The organism is Mycobacterium vicinigordonae (genome assembly GCF_013466425.1).
GTDB classification, from domain to species: domain Bacteria; phylum Actinomycetota; class Actinomycetes; order Mycobacteriales; family Mycobacteriaceae; genus Mycobacterium; species Mycobacterium vicinigordonae.
Window position 1 is genome coordinate 4,514,579 of record NZ_CP059165.1, and the last position, 22,573, is coordinate 4,537,151.

22 protein-coding genes and 1 tRNA gene are annotated in these 22,573 nt (G+C 65.3%); 3 read left to right on the forward strand and 20 right to left on the reverse strand.

Going from position 1 to position 22,573, the window contains the following annotated elements:
- Position 1: 1 nt before the first annotated feature.
- Genes H0P51_RS20170 through fabG form a run of 4 tightly spaced genes read right to left on the reverse strand, consistent with a single transcriptional unit; the run spans position 2 to position 4,378 of the window.
- Positions 2-1,195: an acyl-CoA dehydrogenase family protein gene (locus tag H0P51_RS20170; protein ID WP_180914659.1), complete on the reverse strand. Its 1,194-nt coding sequence runs from the start codon at positions 1,193-1,195 to the stop codon at positions 2-4.
- A complete protein-coding gene (locus H0P51_RS20175) occupies positions 1,192-2,391 on the reverse strand; it encodes a CoA transferase (RefSeq protein WP_180914660.1) in 1,200 nt (399 codons plus the stop codon). Before H0P51_RS20175 ends, H0P51_RS20170 begins: the two co-directional genes overlap by 4 nt.
- A 2-nt stretch (positions 2,392-2,393) precedes the next feature.
- Complete coding sequence (locus tag H0P51_RS20180; protein WP_246398880.1) at positions 2,394-3,548, reverse strand: acetyl-CoA C-acetyltransferase; 1,155 nt, start codon at positions 3,546-3,548, stop codon at positions 2,394-2,396.
- Between the two features lie 56 nt (positions 3,549-3,604).
- Positions 3,605-4,378 (reverse strand): 3-oxoacyl-ACP reductase FabG, encoded by a 774-nt coding sequence (fabG, locus tag H0P51_RS20185; RefSeq protein WP_425488893.1) that lies wholly within the window; start codon positions 4,376-4,378, stop codon positions 3,605-3,607.
- A 72-nt stretch (positions 4,379-4,450) separates the two neighbouring features.
- On the opposite strand from fabG, the gene H0P51_RS20190 reads away from it, so the two are divergent.
- Positions 4,451-5,614 (forward strand): acyl-CoA dehydrogenase family protein, encoded by a 1,164-nt coding sequence (locus H0P51_RS20190; protein ID WP_180914663.1) that lies wholly within the window; start codon positions 4,451-4,453, stop codon positions 5,612-5,614.
- Positions 5,615-5,749: 135 nt separating this feature from the next.
- Here H0P51_RS20190 and H0P51_RS20195 read toward each other — a convergent pair whose 3' ends face one another.
- From H0P51_RS20195 to H0P51_RS20230, 8 genes are all read right to left on the reverse strand, one after another.
- A complete protein-coding gene (locus H0P51_RS20195) occupies positions 5,750-6,823 on the reverse strand; it encodes a phosphotransferase family protein (RefSeq protein ID WP_180914664.1) in 1,074 nt (357 codons plus the stop codon).
- Positions 6,824-6,903: 80 nt separating this feature from the next.
- Positions 6,904-8,646: an ABC transporter ATP-binding protein gene (locus H0P51_RS20200; protein WP_180914665.1), complete on the reverse strand. Its 1,743-nt coding sequence runs from the start codon at positions 8,644-8,646 to the stop codon at positions 6,904-6,906.
- Positions 8,643-11,237 carry an ABC transporter ATP-binding protein/permease gene (locus H0P51_RS20205; protein ID WP_180914666.1) on the reverse strand — a complete coding sequence of 865 codons (2,595 nt, stop codon included), beginning with the start codon at positions 11,235-11,237 and terminating at the stop codon, positions 8,643-8,645. Before H0P51_RS20205 ends, H0P51_RS20200 begins: the two co-directional genes overlap by 4 nt.
- The gene (locus H0P51_RS20210) at positions 11,237-11,950 is read right to left on the reverse strand and encodes a TetR/AcrR family transcriptional regulator (RefSeq protein ID WP_180914667.1); all 714 of its coding nucleotides are present in this window, start codon (positions 11,948-11,950) and stop codon (positions 11,237-11,239) included. The genes H0P51_RS20205 and H0P51_RS20210 overlap by 1 nt, the downstream gene beginning before the upstream one ends.
- An 83-nt stretch (positions 11,951-12,033) precedes the next feature.
- Positions 12,034-12,654 carry a TIGR03085 family metal-binding protein gene (locus H0P51_RS20215; protein WP_180914668.1) on the reverse strand — a complete coding sequence of 207 codons (621 nt, stop codon included), beginning with the start codon at positions 12,652-12,654 and terminating at the stop codon, positions 12,034-12,036.
- 60 nt (positions 12,655-12,714) lie between these two features.
- The gene (locus H0P51_RS20220; RefSeq protein WP_180914669.1) at positions 12,715-13,935 is read right to left on the reverse strand and encodes a fatty acid desaturase family protein; all 1,221 of its coding nucleotides are present in this window, start codon (positions 13,933-13,935) and stop codon (positions 12,715-12,717) included.
- Positions 13,936-13,946: 11 nt separating this feature from the next.
- Positions 13,947-15,077, reverse strand: coding sequence for a ferredoxin reductase (locus H0P51_RS20225; RefSeq protein ID WP_180914670.1), 1,131 nt, complete (start codon positions 15,075-15,077; stop codon positions 13,947-13,949).
- A 465-nt stretch (positions 15,078-15,542) separates the two neighbouring features.
- A tRNA-Leu gene (locus H0P51_RS20230) sits at positions 15,543-15,626 on the reverse strand.
- 105 nt (positions 15,627-15,731) lie between these two features.
- On the opposite strand from H0P51_RS20230, the gene H0P51_RS20235 reads away from it, so the two are divergent.
- Both H0P51_RS20235 and H0P51_RS20240 read left to right on the forward strand, forming a co-directional pair.
- The gene (locus H0P51_RS20235; RefSeq protein ID WP_180914671.1) at positions 15,732-16,118 is read left to right on the forward strand and encodes a hypothetical protein; all 387 of its coding nucleotides are present in this window, start codon (positions 15,732-15,734) and stop codon (positions 16,116-16,118) included.
- Positions 16,115-16,471: a DUF3817 domain-containing protein gene (locus H0P51_RS20240; protein ID WP_180914672.1), complete on the forward strand. Its 357-nt coding sequence runs from the start codon at positions 16,115-16,117 to the stop codon at positions 16,469-16,471. Before H0P51_RS20235 ends, H0P51_RS20240 begins: the two co-directional genes overlap by 4 nt.
- 7 nt (positions 16,472-16,478) lie before the next feature.
- Here the strand turns inward: H0P51_RS20240 and rdgB are convergent, their stop codons facing one another.
- The 8 genes from rdgB to clpS form a co-directional block, all read right to left on the reverse strand.
- A complete protein-coding gene (rdgB, locus tag H0P51_RS20245; RefSeq protein WP_180919114.1) occupies positions 16,479-17,114 on the reverse strand; it encodes an RdgB/HAM1 family non-canonical purine NTP pyrophosphatase in 636 nt (211 codons plus the stop codon).
- Complete coding sequence (gene rph / locus H0P51_RS20250) at positions 17,111-17,890, reverse strand: ribonuclease PH (protein ID WP_180914673.1); 780 nt, start codon at positions 17,888-17,890, stop codon at positions 17,111-17,113. The genes rdgB and rph overlap by 4 nt, the downstream gene beginning before the upstream one ends.
- A gap of 89 nt (positions 17,891-17,979) precedes the next feature.
- The gene (locus H0P51_RS20255; protein WP_180914674.1) at positions 17,980-18,756 is read right to left on the reverse strand and encodes a cyclic nucleotide-degrading phosphodiesterase; all 777 of its coding nucleotides are present in this window, start codon (positions 18,754-18,756) and stop codon (positions 17,980-17,982) included.
- An 82-nt stretch (positions 18,757-18,838) separates the two neighbouring features.
- On the reverse strand, positions 18,839-19,666 hold the full coding sequence (gene murI, locus H0P51_RS20260; protein ID WP_180914675.1) for a glutamate racemase: 828 nt from the start codon (positions 19,664-19,666) through the stop codon (positions 18,839-18,841).
- 3 nt (positions 19,667-19,669) lie between these two features.
- On the reverse strand, positions 19,670-20,326 hold the full coding sequence (locus tag H0P51_RS20265) for a rhomboid family intramembrane serine protease (protein ID WP_180914676.1): 657 nt from the start codon (positions 20,324-20,326) through the stop codon (positions 19,670-19,672).
- A 160-nt stretch (positions 20,327-20,486) separates the two neighbouring features.
- Complete coding sequence (locus tag H0P51_RS20270) at positions 20,487-21,533, reverse strand: P1 family peptidase (protein ID WP_180914677.1); 1,047 nt, start codon at positions 21,531-21,533, stop codon at positions 20,487-20,489.
- A 16-nt stretch (positions 21,534-21,549) separates the two neighbouring features.
- The gene (gene aosR, locus H0P51_RS20275; protein ID WP_180914678.1) at positions 21,550-22,131 is read right to left on the reverse strand and encodes an oxidative stress transcriptional regulator AosR; all 582 of its coding nucleotides are present in this window, start codon (positions 22,129-22,131) and stop codon (positions 21,550-21,552) included.
- Positions 22,132-22,156: 25 nt separating this feature from the next.
- Positions 22,157-22,462 (reverse strand): ATP-dependent Clp protease adapter ClpS, encoded by a 306-nt coding sequence (gene clpS, locus H0P51_RS20280; RefSeq protein ID WP_180914679.1) that lies wholly within the window; start codon positions 22,460-22,462, stop codon positions 22,157-22,159.
- Positions 22,463-22,573 lie beyond the last annotated feature (111 nt).

Consider the following 22,573-nt stretch of genomic DNA (forward strand, 5'->3'; position numbering starts at 1 on the left):
CTCACATCCGATACTCGTCGAGCAGGCGTTTGCTGATGATCTGCTTCTGGATTTCGCTGGTGCCCTCACCGATCAACAGGAACGGGGAGTCGCGCATAAGCCGCTCGATCTCGTACTCCTTGGAATAGCCGTAGCCGCCATGAATCCGGAAGCTCTGCTGCGTGACCTCCGAACAAAATTCGCTGGCAAGGTATTTGGCCATACCGGCCGCCACATCGTTGCGTTCGCCGGAGTCCTTCAGTCGCGCCGCGTTGACCATCATCAGATGGGCGGCCTCGACTTTGGTGGCCATCTCGGCCAGCTGAAACGCGATGGCCTGGTGCTCGGCGATTGGCTTGCCGAAGGTCTGGCGTTGTTGGGCATAACGAACCGCCAACTCGAAGGCGCGGATACCAACCCCGCAGGCCCGCGCCGAAACGTTGACCCGGCCGACTTCGATGCCGTCCATCATCTGGAAGAAGCCCTGGCCCGGCGCGCCGCCAAGTATGTCGTCGGAGCTGGCCCCGTAACCGTCGAAGATGAGTTCGGTGGTGTCGACACCCTTATAGCCGAGCTTGTCTATCTTGCCCGGAATGATCAGCCCGGGAAGAACTTCGCCGAAACCGACCGGCTTTTCGACGAGGAATGCGGTCAGGTTGCGGTGAGGCTTCTCGGCGCCCTCGTCGGTGCGCACCAGTACGGCGACCAGTGTTGAGCTGCCGCCGTTGGTCAGCCACATCTTCTGTCCGTCGATGGTGTAGGTGCCGTCGGAGTTGCGGGTTGCCCGGGTTCGGATCGCGGCCACGTCGGAGCCCAGTTCCGGTTCGGACATCGAGAAGGCACCGCGGGTCTCACCGACCGCCATCCGAGGCAGGAAGCGTTGCTTCTGCTCCTCGGTACCGTGCTGGCGCAGCATGTAGGCCACGATGAAGTGGGTGTTGAGCACACCGGACACGCTCATCCAGCCACGCGCCAGTTCCTCCACGCAGAGCGCATAGGTCAGCAGGGACTCCCCCAGACCGCCATACTCCTCCGGAATCATCAATCCGAACAGGCCCATCTCGCGCAGCCCGTCGACGATCGCCTGCGGGTAGGTGTCGCTGCGCTCAAGTTCGGGTGCGTTGGGGATGATCTCCTTGTCGACGAATTGCCGCACCGTCGTGACGATCTCGGTCTGGATATCGGTCAGTCCGAGGGTCTGGGCGAGTCTTGTCATTGGCGTTGCGCCCCTATCGTATTCGCGGCCGCCAGGCGCGCGATGTCCGCGGCTGTCAGACCCAGTTCGCTGAGCAGGTCGGCGGTGTCGGCCCCCAATCCCGGCGCGACGGCGCTGGCCGGATGTTTCCCGTCGAACGCCACCGGCATGGCGGGGGCGAGATATTCACCAATGCCAGGCTGGTGTAGCCGAGAAAACAGCGGATTGGCCGTGACTTTCGGGTCCGCGGCGACCTCAGCAAAGGTCCGGTAGCGTTCAAAAAGCACGGTGGTGCCCGCCAGTGCCGCCTCGATCTCTGCGGCGGCGTGGTCGGCGAACCAGGTGCCGAACAGTCCGGAGATCACGTTGCGGTAGCGGTATCGATCGCCTTCGGCGCCGAAGTCCGCACCCAGCGCGTCGGCCAATGCGGTCATCGCCGCTCCGGTGCCGGTCACGTGGACCAGATCGCGAAAGTGCCTGTGCGTCAACAGCACCACCATGAATCTGGCCTCATCTCGGCTGACAAAGTCCTGTCCGTACTGGCCGAAGATGGCGTTGCCGATCCGGGGCCGCTGGGTGCCGAGTATCTGGGGCTCGGTGAGCAGCCCGAGGTTACCCGCCGTGGCCAGTGCGACGTCTTCGAGTGCCAGCGTGATGCGGGCGCCTGCACCGGACTGGTCGCGGAGGTGCACGGCGGCGAGCACGGCCAGCGCCGCATATAGCCCACAGCTGACGTCCCACGCCGGCAGCACGTGGTTGATCGGACCCCTATGGTCGGCCGGACCGGTGACCAGTGGGAATCCGATCGCCGCATTTACGGTGTAGTCCACCCCGGTGGATCCGTCTCCACGGCCAAGCAACTGGACGTGGATGACGTCGGATCGCTTGGCCGCCAACGCCTCATGACTCAGCCAGGACAGTCCTGCCGAGTTGGTGACGACGATGCCGTCGCCCTCCACTATCAGACGCTGTACCAGATCCTGCCCTTCGGGGGACCGTAGATCGATGGTGGCCGAACGCTTTCCCTTGTTCAGGCCGGTCCAGTAGATCGAGGTGCCGTCTTCGGCAAGCGGCCAACGTTGTGTGTCCGAGGCACCCCCGATCGGATCGACACGGATCACTTGCGCGCCAAGTTGACTCAGCGTCATCCCGCACAGCGGCGCGGCGACGAAACTGGACACCTCGACGATGCGAACACCGGTCAGGGGCAACGTCACGGTCACCCGACCCGCTCGAAAACCGCGGCCAGACCCTGACCGCCACCAATGCACATCGTCTCCAGTCCGTAGCGTTCCTGACGGCGATCGAGTTCACGCGCCAGACTGGCCAGCATCCGGCCGCCGGTCGCCCCGACCGGGTGGCCCAGCGAGATGCCGGAGCCCAGCACATTGGTCCGGTCATGATCGGCACCACCGAAGTTCCACTCGCGCATCACCGCAAGAGCCTGGGCGGCGAACGCCTCGTTGAGCTCGATGAGATCGATGTCACTTAGCTTCAGGCCGGCTTTGGCTAATGCGGCTTGGCTGGCGGGCACCGGCCCGATGCCCATGACGTTCGGCGCCACCCCGGCCTGCGCCCACGACACCAGCCGGACCAACGGCGTCAGGCCGAGTTCGGCGGCTTTCTCCGGCGTAGTCACCACGCACATCGACGCCGCGTCGTTCTGACCGCTGGCATTGCCCGCGGTGACAGTCGCTTCCGGATCATCCTTGCCAAGAACGGGTTTGAGCCTATTCAAAGACTCGACGCTGGTGTCGGCGCGGGGGTGTTCGTCGGTGTCGATCCGCTCCTCGCCTTGGCGTGTATAGACCGTTACCGGGATGATCTCGTCAGCCAACAGGCCGTCCTTTTGCGCGGCGACCGCCCGCTGGTGTGAGCGCACCGCAAGTTCGTCCTGTTCCTGCCGGGAGATGCCGTACTGACGACGCAGATTCTCGGCGGTCTCCAGCATGCCACCTGGCACCGGGTAGTTGCGGCCGCCGGCGGTGCTGCGGCCACGGGCCAAAGCGTCGTGCACGCGAATCCCAGATCGTGCTCCGCCCCAACGCATGTCGGTGGAATAGAAGGTGACGTTGCTCATACTCTCGCAGCCACCGGCGATCACCAGCTCGTCGTTGCCGGTGCTCACCTGCAGGCACGCCTGGATCACCGCCTGCAATCCCGAACCGCAGCGACGGTCCACCTGCATACCGGGCACGGTGACCGGCAGCCCGGCGTCCAGCGCTACCACCCGACCGATCGCCGGGGCCTCAGCGCTGGGATAGCAGTGTCCGAGGATGACGTCCTGCACCGCGTCCGGGGCGATTCCGGTGCGATCCAGCAGACCTTTCAGGGCGGCGACGCCGAGTTCAACAGCGCTGAGCGACTTGAACATTCCGCCATATCGGCCGATCGGGGTTCGGACCGGTTCGCAGATCACAGCCTCGCGAGTCACAGGTGCCGTCCTCCGGTGATCTCCATGACGGTTCCGGTCATGTAGGACGACAGGTCAGAGGCCAGGAACAGAGCGACACTGGCTACTTCGCCGGGCTCACCGGCCCGGCCCATCGGCACCTCGGCGACCTTGGAGTCCCAGATGCGTTGCGGCATGGCTTCGGTCATGGCGGAGCGGATCAGGCCGGGCTGGATCGCGTTCACCCGAACACCGAGGTAGGCAAGCTCTTTGGCAGCGGCCTTGGTCATACCGACAATGCCTGCCTTTGCCGCCGAGTAGTTGGTCTGGCCGATCATGCCAACCTTGCCGGAGATCGAGGACATATTGATGATCACGCCGCGCTTTGCCTCGCGCATGACGGCCGCCGCCAACCGTGTCCCATTCCAGGTGCCCTTCAGGTGCACGTTGATCACCTGGTCGAACTGCTCTTCGGTCATCTTGCGCATGGTCGCGTCACGGGTGATACCCGCGTTGTTGACCATGATGTCGAGCGCACCGAAGCGATCGATCGCGGTCTGGATTAGGTTTTGCACCTCATCGGCTGAAGTGACGTCGCAGCGGACCGCGACGGCCGCCCGATCGCCGCCCAACTTTTCGGCTGCCGCCTGCGTCGCCTCGAGATTGACGTCACCAAGCACCACCCGCGCGCCCTCGGCAATAAACCGCTCGGCAATGGCGAAACCAAGCCCCTGCGCGCCGCCCGTGACCACCGCGGCCTGACCCTCCAGCAACGACATTCCGCATCCCTTTCCTGACCCACACCTGGGCATCTAAACTTTCGACATTATATTTCATATATGATATTGGCACATCTATCAAGACGGTCAAAGGAGTACCGAACGATGTCTGCTGCCGAGGTCTCTGACGAGGACTTCCGCGAGATCCTGGCGCAGACGCGCCACTTCGTCCGCACCACGGTCGTGCCGCGCGAGCAGGAGATCCTCGACGGGGATCGGGTGCCCGACGAACTGCGCGATCAGGCCAAGAAGATGGGCCTCTTCGGCTACGCGATTCCGCAGGAATGGGGCGGGCTGGGCTTGAACCTGATGCAGGATGTCGAGTTGGCGATGGAGTTGGGCTACACCTCGTTGGCGCTGCGGTCGATGTTCGGCACCAACAACGGCATTGCCGGGCAGGTGCTCGTGGGCTTCGGTACCGACGAGCAGAAGTCCCGTTGGTTGGAGTCCATCGCATCGGGTGAGACCGTCGCCTCTTTCGCCCTCACCGAATCGGGTGCCGGATCCAATCCGGCCGGACTGAAGACGAAAGCGGTTCGAGACGAACAAGTCTGGGTGATCGACGGGCAGAAGCGGTTCATCACCAACGCCCCCGTCGCCAACCTGTTCGTCGTCTTCGCCCGCACCCGGCCCGCGGACAACGAAGGTCCGGGCATCGCCGTCTTCCTGGTGCCCGCCGACACGCCGGGAGTCGAGGTCGGCGTTAAGGACGCGAAGATGGGCCAGGAAGGCGCCTGGACGGCCGATGTCACCTTCACCGACGTTCGCGTCGACGACAGCGCGTTGATCGGCGGCGCCGAAGACATCGGTTACCGGGCGGCGATGACCTCGTTAGCGCGGGGCCGGGTGCACATTGCCGCGCTCGCCGTCGGCGCGGCGCAGCGCGCGCTGGACGAATCGGTGGCCTACGCCGCGACGGCGACGCAGGGCGGCACGCCAATCGGCACCTTCCAGCTGGTGCAGGCAATGCTCGCCGAGCAGCAGACCGGGGTGCTGGCCGGACGCGCGCTGGTGCGTGACACCGCACGAGCGTGGGTCGCCGAGGAGGATCGTCGCATCGCGCCGTCGGCGGCCAAACTGTTCTGCACCGAAATGGCGGGCAGGGTGGCCGACCTGGCGGTGCAGGTGCATGGCGGCACCGGCTACATGCGTGGCGTTCCTGTCGAACGCATCTACCGCGACGTCCGGCTGCTTCGACTCTACGAGGGAACCAGCGAGATTCAGCAGTTGATCATCGGCTCGAACCTGGTCAAGTCGGCGCAAAGATAGCCAATCGGCGCGCCGCGATCCGGGTGACTGGCGCCGGACGGAGTGCCAATTGCCGGATTCAATCTTCCTCGGAAAAGCGCTCCCACGCAGACTGGCGGGTGATGCCGAGGCGGCTCGCCGTAATTGACTGCTGACTCAGCTGATCAATTCCAGTGTGCCCAGGTCGCGGATAGCCTGACATCCCCGGGAAAGCATGGTCAGCACCATGTCGTCACCGCGCTCGGTGGAGCTGGCAAAGGCGAAACCGAACGCGGAGATCAACGGCGCCTGTATCACCCCAATGCGGTAGTCTTGCCAACATCTTTCTTGGTCGTAATCGGTCACGCCGTAACGCATTAGCGTGCGGTGGTAATCGGCTACGAGGGCTCCTTCCAAGTCCACCCGCAGCTGCGGACTCAGACTGGTGGCGGTGAAGTAGGCCAGGTCCCGCGTCGGCAGACCCACGCCGAGCGTCTGCCAGTCGACGATGCTGATCCGCGTGCACTCAGGATCGAAAAGCATATTGTCCAGCCGGTAGTCGCCATGCAGCAGTGCGAATCGTTCGTATTCGGTCATCAACCACGGCGCAATCAAACCCATTGTCGCACTGAAGGTATCGCGATCCTGGGTACTCATCCGATCGCCGAGCTTTTCCAGCGTGATGTCGGCGCTCATTTTCGCTACCTCACCCATGCCCGCTGCGCCGGCTTCGTCGGGCCGAGCGAATGCTATGCCCGGGAAATCCAGCCATATCGGATCGCACCAACTCGGCGCGTGCAGGCCGGCCAACGCGGTCACCGCCAACCGCGCCTCCTGTTCGCCGCATCCGGCGAGCTGATCGCCCTGCACCGCCGGTGCCTGGTCGGCCAGCAACAGAGCGAAATCTGCAGCGTCCTCGCTGATTTCGACACAAAAGCATTCCGGCGTCGGCACCCGAACCCGGTCGGCCACCGACGCATAGAAAGCGCACTCGCTGCGATAGCCGAACACAACCCGCTCACGCACCGCGTCGTCCTGAGCCGGCAGCTTGATCACGAATGTCGAGGGCAGATCACCGGGATCCGAACCATAGGTGGCACTCACGCGGTAGGTAGCCCCGGTCTGCCCGGTCCCGATCGCTTCGACGACGGCCGCGGTGACCTCGACGGGGGTGCCCCGTTGGCTCAGCACCGCCGAAAGCCACTCGCCCGTCACATCTGTGGGATGTCGCGGAATCGACCTGACACTCATCGCAATGCCTCTCAGCCAGGTTTACAACCAATCTAGGAACTGTAAGGCATACGGCATGTACTTCTGGACGGCCCCTATATTCAGTCCTGGTCTGCGGCGATCCTCCAGTCGGCGGCTTCGTGTTGCTGGCGCCAAAACTCGCTGAACCGTCCACCCGCCGCCAGCAGCTCGTCGACCGGTCCGTCTTCGACCACCCGGCCGTTCTCGACGAACAGCACCCGGTCGGCATGTCGGATGCTGGCCAGCCGGTGCGCCACGATCACCCTGGTGTGCGACTGCGGCTCGGCGGTCAGCGCATCGACCACCGCGACCTCGTTCTCGTTGTCCAGAGCGCTGGTCGCCTCGTCAACCAGCAAGATCGGCGCCCCCTTGAGCAGGGCCCGGGCGATGCTGACCCGTTGACGTTCCCCTCCGGACAGCGCCGAGCCCGCCTCGCCGACGACCGTGTCGACTCCGTCAGGCAGCCTGCCGGCGAGTTCGTCGACTCGCGCCAGCCGGATTGCCCGGGTGAAACGGTCTTCGTCGGCTCCCGGGTCGCCGGCGAGCACGTTCTCGCGGATCGTCCCGTGGAACAGGTAGGGATGCTGGAACACCACGCTGCTCGCGTCGCGGCGGGCGCCGGCGTTCAGCGCGACCGTGTCGACGCCGGCTATCAGAACCCGTCCCCGGACCGGCTGATGCAGCCCGGCGATCAGCGCCAGCACCGTGCTCTTTCCGGATCCCGAGGGCCCGACGATCGCGGTGGCAGTTCCGGGCTCCAGCGCGAAGCTGACGCCGTCGAGCGCCGGATGGCTTCCTCCGTCGTAACTGAAAGTGACACCGTCGAACTCGATGCGTGGCGCGGCCCCTGATGCCAGTACGTCGGTACCGGCTCCAATTGCCGGCGCGGTCAGCACCGACCGGATGTGGTCGAGTGTGGCCCGGGTGCTTTCTAACGCCGGCGCCAACTCGCTGACGGTATTGAAGGGCTCCAGGTAGCGGGCAATCACCACGATCAGCGCGATGGCCTCCGGCACGCTAAGCGTCCCGCCCACAGTCAACGCCGTAGTGGCACCGGCGAGCAGAATCAGCGCCACCTGACTGGCGATGCTGAACAACAACTGCCCCGGAATCTGCATACCCAGCAACCGCATCGTCGCGCTGTGCTGCGCGCTGAGCGCGTCGCCCACCATGCTGCGCGCCGGCTCGACGCGCCGCGCGGCGCGCAACGCCTGCTGGGTGCGAGCGAATTCGATGATTCGCTCGGTCAGTGCGCTGTTCGCCGCACCGGCCGCAGCATCGGCCTTGCGTGACAGCCGCACCGAGGCCCATAGTGCGCCCAACATCAGCGGCACCCCGGCCAGCGCCGCCGCGCCGAGTTGCAGGGAGATCGGCAACAACGCCAGCGCGATCACGGCGGGCAGCAGTACCGCGCTGATCAGTGGCGTCAGCAGGTTGACCACCAGCCCGACCAGTTCGGGGCCCGTCGAGGCGATTGCTTGCCGTGCGGTCGCGGTGTTTTCGGCGGTGAACCAGTCCAACCGAACATCGGGCAGTCGGTCGGCCACGTCGTGCTGGGTGTGATCCAGCACCGCAAAACCCAGGTCGAATCCGATGCGCGCGGTAGTTGTGTCGATCAGCCAACCGATCACGGTCGCCGCGGTCAGCCAGCCCAACCACACCAGCGCGTGTTGCGGTGTATCACCGAACAACGCCCCAACTAGCGGGACCAGCAACACGGTGCCCACCGCTCGTATCACCACTGAGACGAAAGTCATTGTGGCGTAGGCGATCACCTTGCCACGGCGGTCGGCCGGGACCAGACGCAGCCAGGTACGGATCATCGGGCAACCTCCCGCCCGGTGCTGAGGGCCGCCCGGGGCCGACCGGTATCCCAGAGCCGGCGGTAGCGGCCGTCAGCGGCCAACAGTACCTCGTGGGTACCTCGTTCGACGATGCGGCCGTCGTCTAGCACGACAATCTGATCCGCTCCGGTTACGGTGTGCAGCCGGTGAGCAATCACCAGCACGGTGCGGTCTCGGGTCAACCGGTTGAGTGCCTGCTGCACAAGGTATTCCGATTCTGGGTCGGCGTAGGCGGTGGCTTCGTCGAGAATCAGGATGGGGGTGTCCGCCAGGATCGCCCGAGCGATGGTCAACCGTTGCCGTTCCCCACCGGACAATGCGGCGCCCGCGCCCAGCACGGTGTCGTAGCCCAGCGGCAGACGCAGAATGCGGTCGTGGATCTGGGCCTGCGTGGCCGCGGCCTGGATCTGCTCAAGGGTGGCGTCGGGTACGGCCAGCGCGATGTTCTCGGCGACGGTGCCGTGCACCAATTGAGTCTCTTGCAGCACGAACCCGACCCGGGTGTAGAGCTCGTCGGCGGTCAGTGACCGGATGTCTTGTCCACCAATGCGTATGGACCCGCTCTGGATGTCGTGGAATCTCGCCAGCAGCGCAGCCAGCGTGGACTTTCCGGATCCCGACGGCCCAACCAGCGCGGTCACGGTGCCGGGCCGCAGCTCCAGCGACACGTCGCGGATCACCGGCACGTCCGGTCGGTAACCGAAGCTGACTGCGTCGAACACCACACCCGGTACGGTGCCGGAAACCGGCAGCTGCTGGACCGTGAGTTCCGGTTCGGCGAGCGCGATCTGCAGGCGCCGGGCGGCCAGCATGCCGCCCCGGATACCACCAAGGCCATAGCCGATGCCAAGTAAGCGGGCCCCAAAGGTGGTGCCCAGCAACAAGAACGGCAGCAGATCCACCGGATCCATCTGGTGGGTAACCACCAGCAGCGTGCCGGTAGTCGCGATCAACCACAGGAATGTGGCCGGCCGGGTCGCCAGATCCATCAACGTCTTCTTGCCGGTAAACGGCCGCTGCCACGCGACGAGGAAACCAACGTACTGGTCCAGCAGCCGCCGAAAGCTGGACGCGGCGGCGCCGCCGAAGACCCGGATCACCGGCTGGCCTTCCAAGTAGGCGCCGGCTTCGGTGTTCATCCGCTCGGCCCATCGCTGCGCCTGCGCGATACGTGGCCCGGATTGGACCAGCATCACCGACATTGTCACCAGGTAGACAAGGACGGGTACGAACAGCACCAACCCCACCCGCCAGTCGACGGCAAACAGGTAGACCAATACGGCCACCGGGGCCACCACGGCGTTTACCGCGTCCGGAATGGCGTGAGTGACCAGATAGTGCAGCGACAGCGTGTCGTCGGTCACCAGCTGCTTGATCGACCCCGATCCGCGCGCGGTGAACCAGCCCAGCGGCAGCCGGGACAACTTGGCGAGCAGCCGAGATCGGAGCTCGGTGGCAAACCGCGCGTCGACGACGTGCAGCCACAGTGTCAGGGCGGAACCGAGCAACACACCCAACCCCAGCAGGGACACCGCCCACAGCCCGAGGTTCCATAATCGCGATTCGTCGGCGCCGGCGATCAGCAACCGGGCCAGCTCGACCAGCAGCACGAACGGCGCCAGTTGCACCAGCGTGACGATCGCCTGCAGCACGCCGGAGACGATCAGCGCCGAACGCAACGGCGCGAGTAACTGGCCGGCGGCCTGCGCGCGCCAACTGCCCCTAGTGACCGGTGCGATTGACACCTCAGCAGATTCCTCTTGCGCTGCAACAATTTCCGGCACAGTGGCCGACTTGGCCTCAAGCGCTTGATCCGGCTCGTCACCGCGTCGGGTGCCCATCTCCTTCCCGGCGCTCCAATACGCCTGCGCGTGAATCTCGGACTTGGGGAATCCAAACTCGTCACGCAGCCGTTTGCGAACGTTCTTAAGGGCGTTGGCTTCCGGGGTCGCCCAGCAGTACCAGTTCGACCAGTCCCGGTTCTCAATCGCGTTGGCTAGTGCCTTCTCGTCGCGGCGCGGCACCCAGTGGACCCGCAGCCGCGGATGCGGCGTGATCGGAATCAGCGGGTCGTTGTCGTCGTGCTGCTCGAGATACATCTCGATCGCGATGTCGTCCGGAATGGTTCCGATGATCCCGTTCATCCCGGGAATGGACGCCGAGTCACCGATAAGCAGGTACCCCGCCGGTTGTTCCTCGGGAGGGTCGAAGCGTGAGGAGCCCATTAGCACCATGACGGCGATACTCGCGCCCGGCGCGACGTTACGGGCCCAGGTCGAGGCAGGGCCGGCCGGCTCGTGCAGGACGACGTCGACGGCGAACCGGCCGCTGGCCGGGTCCGCTTCCGAAAGCGTGTAGCCGCGCTGGAATTCGGTCTTGGACCCCTTGGGATCTGGGAACCAGAACCGCAGCCACGCCGCTGGCTCGGGCTCGATTTCGTCGAACAGCGTCGTCGACTCCATCCGAATCCGCACCAGATGCGGTGCGACCATAAAGGTTTCGAGCACTGTCGCCATGTGGTCACGCGCCCCGTAACTGCGCATCACCACGCCCGAAAAACCGCGTGCCATCAACGGTCCTCTCCCGTGACGGCGCGAGCCGCCACGACTTCCATGATCGGACGGTCGGGCGGTATCTCCCCTACCAGTCCCCGAATCGACGCGGCCAACAGCAGCCGCACATACTCCGCACTCGCCAACTCCGGCAACACCCCGTGTGCGGTGCCCAGCCGCGGGTGCCCAGCCAGCCGTTGCGCCACGGCCTCGCGTTCCATCGCGAACCGGTCGGCCTGGTCCCCGCCGGTACTGCTGGTATTGCTTTCTTCCCGAGCGGCCAAGCTGATCGCTAGCGTCGCGACGGCGCTGCTTAACACGATCGCCGCTTCTTCGACGTAACCGCGCCGGCTCAGCGCATCCACCTCGGTGACCAGCAACTGCACCCCGGCATCGCCCCGCGGAAAGAGAACCTGCAAGTATGACGCCAATCCAGGGTGCTCGACGCTGTAGTGCCACAGCTGCAGCCCGAACGCGAGCAAGTGCTGCTCGATGCCGTCGTCCGGGTCGTCGCGCAGCTCAAGCTCGGCCAGCAGACTCTCGCCTACGAGGCGCTCCAACTCCCAGCGGCTCTCCACATGCCGGTACAGCGCGGTCGCCGAGACCCCAAGTCGCGCCGCGACGGCGTTGACGCTCAGCCGGCGCATACCCAGCTCACGACCGACGCGGACAACATCCTCCAGCGCGATCAGTGCAGGCCGACCGCCCATACGCGACGCCACGGTACTCATTGCAGAACCACCCGGAGCTAGTAAGTTACCCCCACAAACTAAGGGTTGCCTTACCGTAGGTCAACCTCAGGTGCGCTACCGCACTACAGACCCTTGGGCGCGTCCTGCACGGCTTGCACGGCGGATGGTTCACCCTCGAGGTCGACTCGCGCGGTCCGCCCGACGGCGAACAGCAGTAATTCCTCGGGATCGCCGGTCACCGTGACCGCCGGGCCGTGGCCGGCAATCAAAATCGTCTTGCCGTCAGTGGTACGCAGTGCCACCCGGCCGGGCACCTTCGCCAGCGTCAGCCGGCCCATCAGCGGTACGGTTCGCCGTAACCGTTCGACCAGCTTTGGTTCGAGTTCACGCGGCTCCCAGCCGGGCTGGGCGCGTCGCACGTCTTCGTTGTGGATGAACATCTCCGCGACATTGGCCACCGCGTCAAGCAGTTTGAACGGGGAATAGGCGGGCGGCCCAGACGCGACCTTGTCCACCAGCGTCCCCCAGTCCGTTTCCTGGGCGACCTTGTTCTGCAGCTTCTGGGTGTGGCCGGCGAAATACGGGATCAGGATGCCCGGCCCGGCGTCCGGCCGGTACTCCCGGATCACCAGATGGGCCGCCAGATCTCGCGTGTCCCAGCCCTCGCAGAGGGTGGGCGCGTCTGGACCGGTGCCGCGGATGGTCTCAACCAGAGCGGCACGTTCGCGTCGTGCGACTGACACGTTGACCCTCCCTTCACTGCTCGGGGCGTTCCTGGATCGTATCCCGGCCGGCCCGGCGGATCACGCGGCGCGCAGCTCCCGCAACGCGGTGCGCAGCCCGCGCCGCTTGCCGGTCTCTGGGTCGACAAAACTTTCCCGGACTCCCTTGCGATTTTGGAACTTCCGTTCGGAACGCGTCTCGGGCGCGTCGTCGGAGGACGCCTTAAGGTACTTGTCCGGCAGCGCCAGTTTTAGGATCGTCCAGAACGACTGGAAGTACTGTCGCCCAAGCGATCCCGTGGTGTACGGCAAATCGTACTTCTCGCATAGTTCGCGGACCCGGACGGCGATTTCTGCGTACCGGTTGCTGGGCAGGTCCGGGAAGAGGTGGTGCTCGATCTGGTAGCACAGGTTCCCGCTGACGAACGCCATGATCGGTCCGGCGTTGAAGTTCGCCGATCCGAGCATCTGGCGCAGGTACCACTCCCCCTTGGTCTCGTTCTCGAACTCCTCGACAGTGAATTTCTCTGCGCCGTCCGGGAAGTGGCCGCAAAAGATCACCATATAGGCCCAGTAGTTGCGGATCAGGTTGGCCGTCATGTTGGCCTTGAGGGTGTGCTTCCAGTTGCGTCCGGTCAGCGCCGGGAACACCAGATAGTCCTTACCGGCCTGCTTGGCCACCTTCTTGCCGATGATCCGCAGATCCTTGCGCGCCTCCGCCCAGGTCTTCTCTTTCTTGCGGAGCTTCTTCGACTCGATGTGGTGCAGCGCAACGCCCCACTCGAACAGCGTGCCCAGCAATATGTTGTATATCGGGTTGCCCAGGTAATAGGGCTCCCACGGCTCGTCGCGGGTGACGCGCATGATGCCATAACCTACGTCGGCATCCAGGTCTACGACATTGGTGTACTTGTGGTGCACGAAATTATGCGAGTGCTTCCACTGCACACTCGGGCAAGTGGTGTCCCACTCCCATTCGGTGGAGTGAATCTCCGGGTCGTTCATCCAATCCCATTGTCCGTGGGTGATGTTGTGACCCAGTTCCATGTTCTCGATGATCTTCGCCATCGCGAGCATGCCTGTCCCGGCCAGCCAAGCGAGCCGGTTTCGACTGGCGAACAAGGCAACTCGGCCGCCCGCGGCCAGCGCACGCTGCCACTGAATGGAGCGCCGGATGTAGCGCGCGTCGCGTTCGCCGCGGGATTCCTCGATATCGGCGCGAATTGCATCCAGTTCTTGCGCCAGCTGCTCGATGTCCTCGGTGGTGAGGTGGGCATATTCCTTGATGTCGGTGATAGCCATGCAATTTCCTCCTAGATCTTGAGCGTGCAGTCGCCGGACGCGGTGGAGATGCAGGTCTGGATGCGGTCGCCCTCGCGATGCTCGTTTCCCGACCTGATATCACGCACGTGCCCCGCTTCCAGCGGGAGCACACAGGATTGACAGATGCCCATCCGGCAGCCGAACGGCATCTGGATACCCGCTTCTTCTCCTGCTTCGAGAAGCGTTGTTGCTCCGTCGATTTTCAATGTCTTGTCAGAGATGGCGAAGGTGACCGTGCCACCCTCGCCGCCCTTGTCGGTGGCGGCGATAGTGAACCGTTCCATGTGTAACTGATCGTCGAGATCTGCTTTTTTCCAGTGCTTTTCGGCCTCATCTAGCAACGCGGGTGGCCCACATATCCAAGCCGGCCGATCATGCCAGTCGTCAGCGATATCGGCGAGATCGGAGAAATCCAGGTGTCCCTGGCTCTCGGTGAGCTGCAGGTGCAGCCGATAACTCGCTTGCTCCTTTTCCAATTCGCGCAGCTCGTCACCGAAGATGACGTCGTCGACAGTCGGCGCAGAATGGATGTGCACCACGTCGGCTTGGTGCCCGCGGGACTTCAGGGTGCGCAGCATAGCCATCACCGGGGTGATCCCGCTGCCGGCGGTGATGAACAGAATTTTCTCCGGCGGCGGGTCAGGAAGCGCAAAATCGCCTTTCGGGCTTGCCAATCGGACGATGGTTCCCGGTTTCACACCATTCACCAAGTGCGTCGACAAGAAGCCTTCCGGGGTGGCCTTGACCGTGATGGTGATGTTCTTGTTGTCGCGCCGCGGGATCGACGTCAGCGAATACGAGCGCCAATGCCAGCGCCCGTCCAGCCGCAGCCCGATGCCGACGTATTGGCCTGGGTCGTATTTACCGGAGAAACCCCAGCCAGGCTTGATCGTCACCGTTGCCGAATCGGCCGTTTCCGATTTGACGTCCACGACGCGGCCCCGGAGCTCACGCGCGGACCACAGCGGGTTGAGCAGCTTGAGGTAGTCGTCGGGCAGCAGCGGCGTGGTGGCCCGAGCGGCCAACCCGCGGGGGATGTTGACCCAGGGTTTAGATGCCGTCTCAACGCCTTTGGCCGGAGCCGTACTCCAGCGGGTGAAGCTGCGAAGGGTGGAACCCATAGTTCTTCTTCCCGTGATTGAGGGGCCTGATCGCGGACGCCGCGCGATAGGGCTGGATGCGCGGTCCCCATCGGCTTCCCCAGCTGCTTCTTCGCTAAACACTTGTTCGCCGAAACTCGGACTCGGGCCGCTCATCAGGCACCGCCGTGCCGCAAGAAAGCGCTACGAACTGCTGCGACAGCCGGCTTCGAATTCCGGGGGCGCGTTTCGACGTCGAACAGAATCAGTGCACAGTTTGGCTACGCAGCCGCTATTCAGCGCCAACGCTCAAACAGACGGCGAGGCTTCCGTCCCTGCCCACCCAGCTCGGCGCAACAGGGGCCGTAGAAATTTCCTTGGGCCGTGCGCCGCGACTGCCACAGCGGCACATTACGTTCACAGAAAAAGCAGGTGACCGACCAGACGCTCCAACCGCCCATATCGGTCAGACTACGGCTGTCCGGTGCAATCATCCGCGATTGCCAGTGCGGGCGGTGGGACTCGAACCCACACGCTCTCTCGAGCACCGGCACCTAAAGCCGGCATGTATGCCAATTTCATCACGCCCGCGCGCTGCCGATAGTACCGTCCGGCCACGCTGCGAACCCCTCGGCCGCGCGGACCCGGAGGCGTCAGCCGAACCCGGCCGCAGTCACCGCGCGGTACCGTCATGGGGTGTCCAAGCAGGCCAACACGAGGCACCATCGGCCCGCGGCGATCGCCTTGGTGATCGTCGCGGCGTGCGGCTGCCTGGCGTTGGGCTGGTGGCAGTGGACGCGGTTCCAGTCTGTGTCGGGTAGCTATCAGAACCTCGGCTACGCACTACAGTGGCCGATGTTCGCCGCCTTTTGCGTGTACGCGTACCGCAAGTTCGTCCGCTACGAACAAGAACCGCCGCGGCGCAGTGACACCGTCACCGAGATACCGTCCGGCCTGCTGCCGGAACGGCCGAGGCCCGCAGCCGGCCAGATCGACGACCCCGCCCTGCGCGAGTACAACGCCTACCTAGCCGAACTCGCCGAGCACGATTCAAAGAAGAAACAGAACAGGACCACCGCATGAGCACTCCCGAGACACCTGAGGCCGAACGCGGCGCCTCGGTATTTCCCGTCGAGAAAATCCGCACCGCGCTAATTGCGTATCGGGTCATGGCGTGGGTGACGGGCATCTGGCTCATCGCGCTGTGCGGCGAGATCGCCTCGCACCTGGTCTTTCACCACGAGATCCGCTGGATCGAGGTGGTGCACGGCTGGGTCTACTTCATCTACATGCTGGCCGCGTTCAATCTCGCGATCAAGGTCCGCTGGCCGATCGGCAAGACGGTCGGTGTACTGCTGGCCGGAACCATCCCGTTGCTGGGCATCCTGGTCGAGCAGCGCCAGACCCGCTCCGTCAAGGCGCAGTTCGCGGTCTGAGCCGCGATTACGGGGACGTGAAAAGAGTCCGCAGCGCCGGCAGCAGCAGCGTCAGCGCGCGACCCCGGTGCGATATCGCGTCTTTCTCGGCCGGGCTGAGTTGGGCCGCGGTGCGGCCAGGGGCGTCGTCGGGGAGAAACACCGGGTCGTAGCCAAAGCCACCGTCACCGCGCAGCTCACGGCCGATGGTGCCGGTCCACTCCCCGCGCACCACCACCTCGCCCGCTCCGGAGACCAGCGCGCATGCCGATACGAAGGCGGCGCCGCGTCGCCCATCGGGCACGTCTTGCAGTTGCGCCAGCAGCAACGCGGTGTTGGCGGCGTCGTCGCCGTGCCGGCCCGACCATCGCGCCGACAGCACGCCCGGCATTGCGTTCAGGGCGGCGACTTCCAGCCCGGAATCATCGGCGACGGCCGGCAAGCCGGTCGCCGCGAAAGCATCGCGCGCTTTGGCCAGCGCGTTATCCTCGAACGTCGCACCGGTCTCCGGCGCTTCGTCGAACGGCGCCACGTCGCTTAGCGACACCAGTGTTACGCCAGATAGTCCTGCGCCATCCAGCACTCGCTGCAGCTCTGCCAGTTTCTTGCGATTGCGGCTAGCCACCAGCAGCCGTGGCGGGTCATCACCCGCGTGTGCAGTCAGCTTCCGAACGCCTTCGGTTGTGGCGCTCCCTCGGGCAGCTCGCCCGGATACGGCAACGCCAACGCCTCGCGCTGAGCGGCGAACAATTTGTCACACCCGGCCAGCGCCATGTCGAGCAACTTGTCCAGGGTTGATCGCGGAAAGGTCGCGCCTTCGCCGGTGCCCTGCACCTCGACCAGCGTCCCGGTGTCGGTCGCGACGACGTTCATGTCGACCTCGGCGCGCGAGTCCTCCTCGTAGGGAAGATCCGCCCGGACTCGGCCGTCGACGACCCCGACGCTGATCGCCGCGATGGCGCAGGACAGCGGCCGGGGATCGGACAGTTTGCCCAATGCGGACAGGTAAGTCACCGCGTCAGCCAGCGCCACGTAGGCGCCGGTGATGGCGGCGGTTCGGGTGCCGCCGTCGGCCTGCAGCACATCACAGTCCACCGCGATGGTGTTCTCCCCCAGCGCCCCGAGGTCGATGCACGCCCGCAGCGAGCGACCGACTAACCGGCTGATCTCCTGGGTACGGCCGCTGGGCCGGCCCTTCACCGATTCCCGATCCGACCGCGTGTGGGTGGCCGACGGCAGCATCGCGTACTCGGCGGTCAACCAACCCAGGCCCGATCCTTTGCGCCAGCGGGGCACGCCTTCGGTGACGCTGGCGGTACACAACACCTTGGTGCGACCGAATTCGATCAGCACCGAACCCGCCGGATTCTCGGTGAAACCCCTGGTGATGACCACTGGACGAAGCTCGTCGTCGAGGCGGCCGTCTTCTCGTTTGGACACGACGCTTACCCTATCGGTCGCGACGCGCACGCACCGGCGCGGCGAGATTTCGCCAGGGTTTAGCGAGCCGGGTTACGGTCGGCGACGCGCTAGGAGTTCTTGACCTCGAAGGTCTCACCGGGCACCACCGCGTGCACCGGACCGTCGAATTCCGCTTTCGCCTCGCTGATCACGTCCTCCCGCGAGGTCCAGGGCGGGATGTGGGTCAACATCAACTCGCGCACTCCGGCCCGCGCCGCGGCCCGGCCGGCCTCGGTGCCGGAAAGATGCAACGCCGGCGGATGTTTCGGGGAGTGCGTCCAGGATGCCTCGCACAGGAACGCGTCGGCGCCCTGCGCCAGTTCGACCAGCTGATCGCACTCGCCGGTGTCGCCGCTGTACACCAGCGATGCCCCCGTGGGGTCGGTGAATCGCAAACCGAATGACTCGGTGGGATGCGCGACCACTCGAGGGACGATGGTAAGCGCGCCGATCGTCACCGCTTCGCCGTCCACCCAGTGGCGAACGTCGAAAATGTCTGAGCAGTCGTCGATTTCGCCACCGTAGGGTGACGACGCCGCCCCCATCCGCGACCACGTGTCGCTGGGGCCATATAGCAGCGCCTTGCCACTCGGGCGTGACGTCGGATGGTACCGGCGCCACACGAACAGTCCCGGCAGATCCAAGCAATGATCGGCGTGCAGATGCGACAGCAGCACGTGCACGGAGCCTGGGTCGGCGTGGCGCTGCAGTGCGCCGAGCACACCTCCGCCGAAGTCGATGACCAGGGGCGGAGTGTCCGGTGCCCGGAGCAGGTAACCGGACGCGGGTGAATCCGGACCCACGACGCTGCCGGAGCATCCGAGCACGGTTAGTCGCACGGACACCACTGTGCCATGCCGGATACCACGATGGGGAAAACATCGCCGCATTTATCGCCGCATTCAAGGGTCGCAATCATCGGCATTCCTAATGTACGTGTGTATGACGAACGGGCTCGACACCGGTGACAGCGGGCCCCAGGAACCGGGCCGCCAGCCGCAGGAACGCCTCGGGGTCACCGGTGGCCTCGAACAGCCGCGACGGCACCGCGCCGTCGGACTCGACCGGATGTGGTCGCAGCAGGTCGCGCTCGGTGAGAACGCGCAGCACCTGCTTAGCGGTCTCCTCGGCGCTGGAAACCAGCGTGACGTCCTCGCCCATCACCAGTTGGATCAACCCGGACAGCAGCGGGTAGTGCGTGCAGCCGAGCACCAGCGTGTCGACCCCGGCGCGCTGCAGCGGCTCCAAGTACCCCTCGGCCAGGCCGAGCACCTGGCGGCCGCTGGTGATCCCCCGCTCGACGAAGTCGACGAAGCGCGGACAGGCCACCGCGGTGATCTCGGTGTCGCGGGCGGCGGCAAACGCGTCCTGGTAGGCGTGCGAGGTGATCGTGGCCCGGGTGCCGATCACCCCGATGCGGCCGTTGCGGGTGGCGGCCACGGCGCGGCGCACCGCCGGCAGAATCACTTCTACGACGGGCACGTCGTAGCGTTCCCGCGCATCGCGAAGGCAAGCCGCGGACGCCGAGTTGCATGCGATCACCAGCACCTTGACGCCGCGGTTGACCAAGTCGTCGCCGATGGCCAGCGCGTGGGCACGGATCTGCGGGATGGTCAGCGGACCGTACGGCCCGTTACCGGTGTCGCCAACATAGATGATTTCTTCGTCCGGCAACTGGTCGATGATCGCCCGCGCAACCGTTAATCCCCCTACGCCGGAATCGAATATCCCGACGGGTGCCAGCGGCGAACTCATTGCTCAGCGGGGCGCACGGATGGCCCGCTTCCGTTCTCTGGCCTTGCGTTCCGGCGACGACAGCAGATACGCGGCCACCACACCGGCCACGGCGCCGCACAGGTGCCCCTGCCAGGACACGCCGCCGCACACCCCGAGCACCGGTAGCGCACCCAGCAGCACCCCGCCGTACACGAACAGCACAGCCAGCCCGATGACGATGTTCCACAACCTGCGCACAAAGATCCCGAACACCAGCAGGAAGGCCAGCCAGCCGAAGATCAACCCGGAGGCGCCGATGTGATCGGTTGGGCCGCAACTGCTGCCGATGTTGCCGATCAGCCAGGTGCCGAAGCCGCCCAGGATCCAGATGATCGCGGTGGCCCAGACGAAGCGCGACAATCCGGCCAGCGTCACCAAGAAGCCCAGCACCAACATCGGTACCGTGTTGGCGATCAGATGCCCCCAGTTCGCATGTAGCAGAGGCGCGAACAGGATCCCCCACAACCCGTCGGTGGTCTGGGGCCTGATGCCGTTGCGGTCCAGCCGGCCGCCAGTGAGCTGGTCGATCAGCTCGACAACGTAAAGGAGCGCGACGAACGTGATGATCGTCGTCGCCCCGGTCACCCAGGCCGGCTTCTTATCCTGCGTCGCCGGCGGGTGCGACCCGCTTCTGCCCATAGCTGCCCTTCCAGCGTGTTCCCCGCTTCGACCAGGCTACCGGCGCACCCCTGATCGGCGGCGCATTGCACCAGTGCCCGCCTACCGGGCTGTGCCGGGGTCAGCGCGGCGGGGATGCGTGACCAAAGCCTCGACAAGGTCCGCGCGGATCCCCAGCAGGCTAGCCGCTCCGCTTCGCGAGGGCGGCCGGCACGACATCGCGGTAGGCCGGTATCCCAGCCACCGACTCGGCGGCGATCAGCCCGGACAGCACCGCCCGGGCCAGGCAGTCGGCCGCGGCGGCGCCCACCGCGGTGATGACTGCAGTCTCCGGAGAGAGTGCCGCCGGGGTGTTGGGTGACGGGGGCACCTCGATCGCGCCCGTCGCCAATGCGAAAACCGTGTCGCCGTCCAGCGGGGTGTGCGCCGGGCGCAGCGTACGGGCCAGGCCGTCGTGCGCGGCAACGGCCACCCGCCGGCAGGCCGCCGGGCTCAGCGCGGCGTCCGTGGCGACCACGGCGATCGTGGTGTTCAGCTGGCTAAGTGGGGAGGGCAGTTGCGCCAAAGCCTCGACCTGCTCGTGCGGCGGTGTCGTCAGCGCGAACTCGCCAATCAGTTCGGCCATCCACGGCAGACCAGTAGCCGGATCGACGGCTTCACCGGCGGCGTTAACGATGGCCAGTGCGCCCACCGTCACCCCGGAAGGGAGCGTGACCGATGACGTGCCCACGCCGCCCTTGAGCACTCCGACGCGCGCGCCAACGCCGGCCCCGACCGTTCCCAGCGTGACCGCCGCCCCGTCGCCGGCGGCATCCGCGGCTTGGCATGCGAAATAACCAAATTCGGCGGTCGGCCGGCAATCCCAGGCCCCGACTGGCAGATCGAAAACCACCGCGGCCGGCACTATCGGAACTACACCGCCACCCATCGCCACACCGCGCTGCTGCTCCTCTAGCCAGCGCATCACACCGTCGGCGGCAGCCAATCCGTACGCGCTGCCGCCGGAGAGGACCACTGCATCCACAAAGCGCACGCTGTTGATCGGATCGAGCAGGTCGGTCTCCCGGGTGCCCGGTGCGCCGCCACGGCAGTCGACCGCGCCGACGGTCCCGGGTGGTGTCAACACCACAGTGGTACCGCAGGCCCACCCGCCACCGAGGGATGCATCAGGGTCTAACCGGTGGTGGTGGCCGACGCGGATGCCGCCGATGTCGGTGAGGGAGTTCATCGGGTCGCCACCGGAGTTACCGGTTACCCATCAGGACCAGCACCAGATACTCCTGCAACACCGTGAGCCACTGGTAAACGTCGAAGTGGGCGGCCAGCGGGTGATCGGCCGGCAGACGTTCGGGGCCCTGCGGCCCGACTTCGAGCATGACGCCCAACGTCAGCCGCAGGTCGTTGACCGCCGTGATCCAGGCGTTGGCGGCTTCCTCGGTCAGCTCGAACCGCCCGCCGTTGTCCGGCACCGTATCCAACAACTGTTGCGCCGCAGCACGTTTGGCATTGATGATGTCGGGCTCGTGCAAACTGCGCAGCGCCGAGTTGAGCGTTTCGGAGGCATCCAGGGTCAGCGGATCCGCCTCGTTACGGCGGTAGAAGTCGGGCAGCAGCCGACCTAGTGTCGGGTCGGCGGGACGCTGCGAGTGCCCGGTCTTGATGCCGGTGATCTCTTCGAGTTCGTCCGACGGCGATGTTGATTGCCGCTCGTCGAGCAGGCCGATCATCGCGCCCACCAGGTTCTTGAGCAGGGCCGCTTCGTGCGGCGCCAGCGACGACCGAAAACGGGGGCCGTCGCGCGTCTCGACGCGCTTCCATTTGCGCACTATGACTACCGGCTACCTGCGGATCTCACTTGTCCTGCTGCATCGTCGCCCACAACCCGGCGGCATGCAGCTTGGACACATCCACTTCCATCGACTCCCGACTGCCCGACGACACCACAGCCTTGCCTTCGTTGTGCACTTGCAGCATTAGCTTGGTGGCCTGCGGCTCGCTGTAACCGAACAACTTCTGGAACACGTACGTCACGTAGGTCATCAGGTTGACCGGGTCGTCCCAGACGATGGTGACCCACGGGCTCGTCGTAGCGTCGACCGGAGCGGATTCACGCTGCCCCGTGCTGCCCGGCTTGGCCGGCGCTTTCGCTACCACCATGGGCCAAGGATACCGAGAGTGGGCCGTCGCAGTCAGCCGATACCGTTGGCAGCGTGAATGCGCCGTGACTTACCGTGCATCAGCTGGGTTGCTGACCGACAAATACGAGTT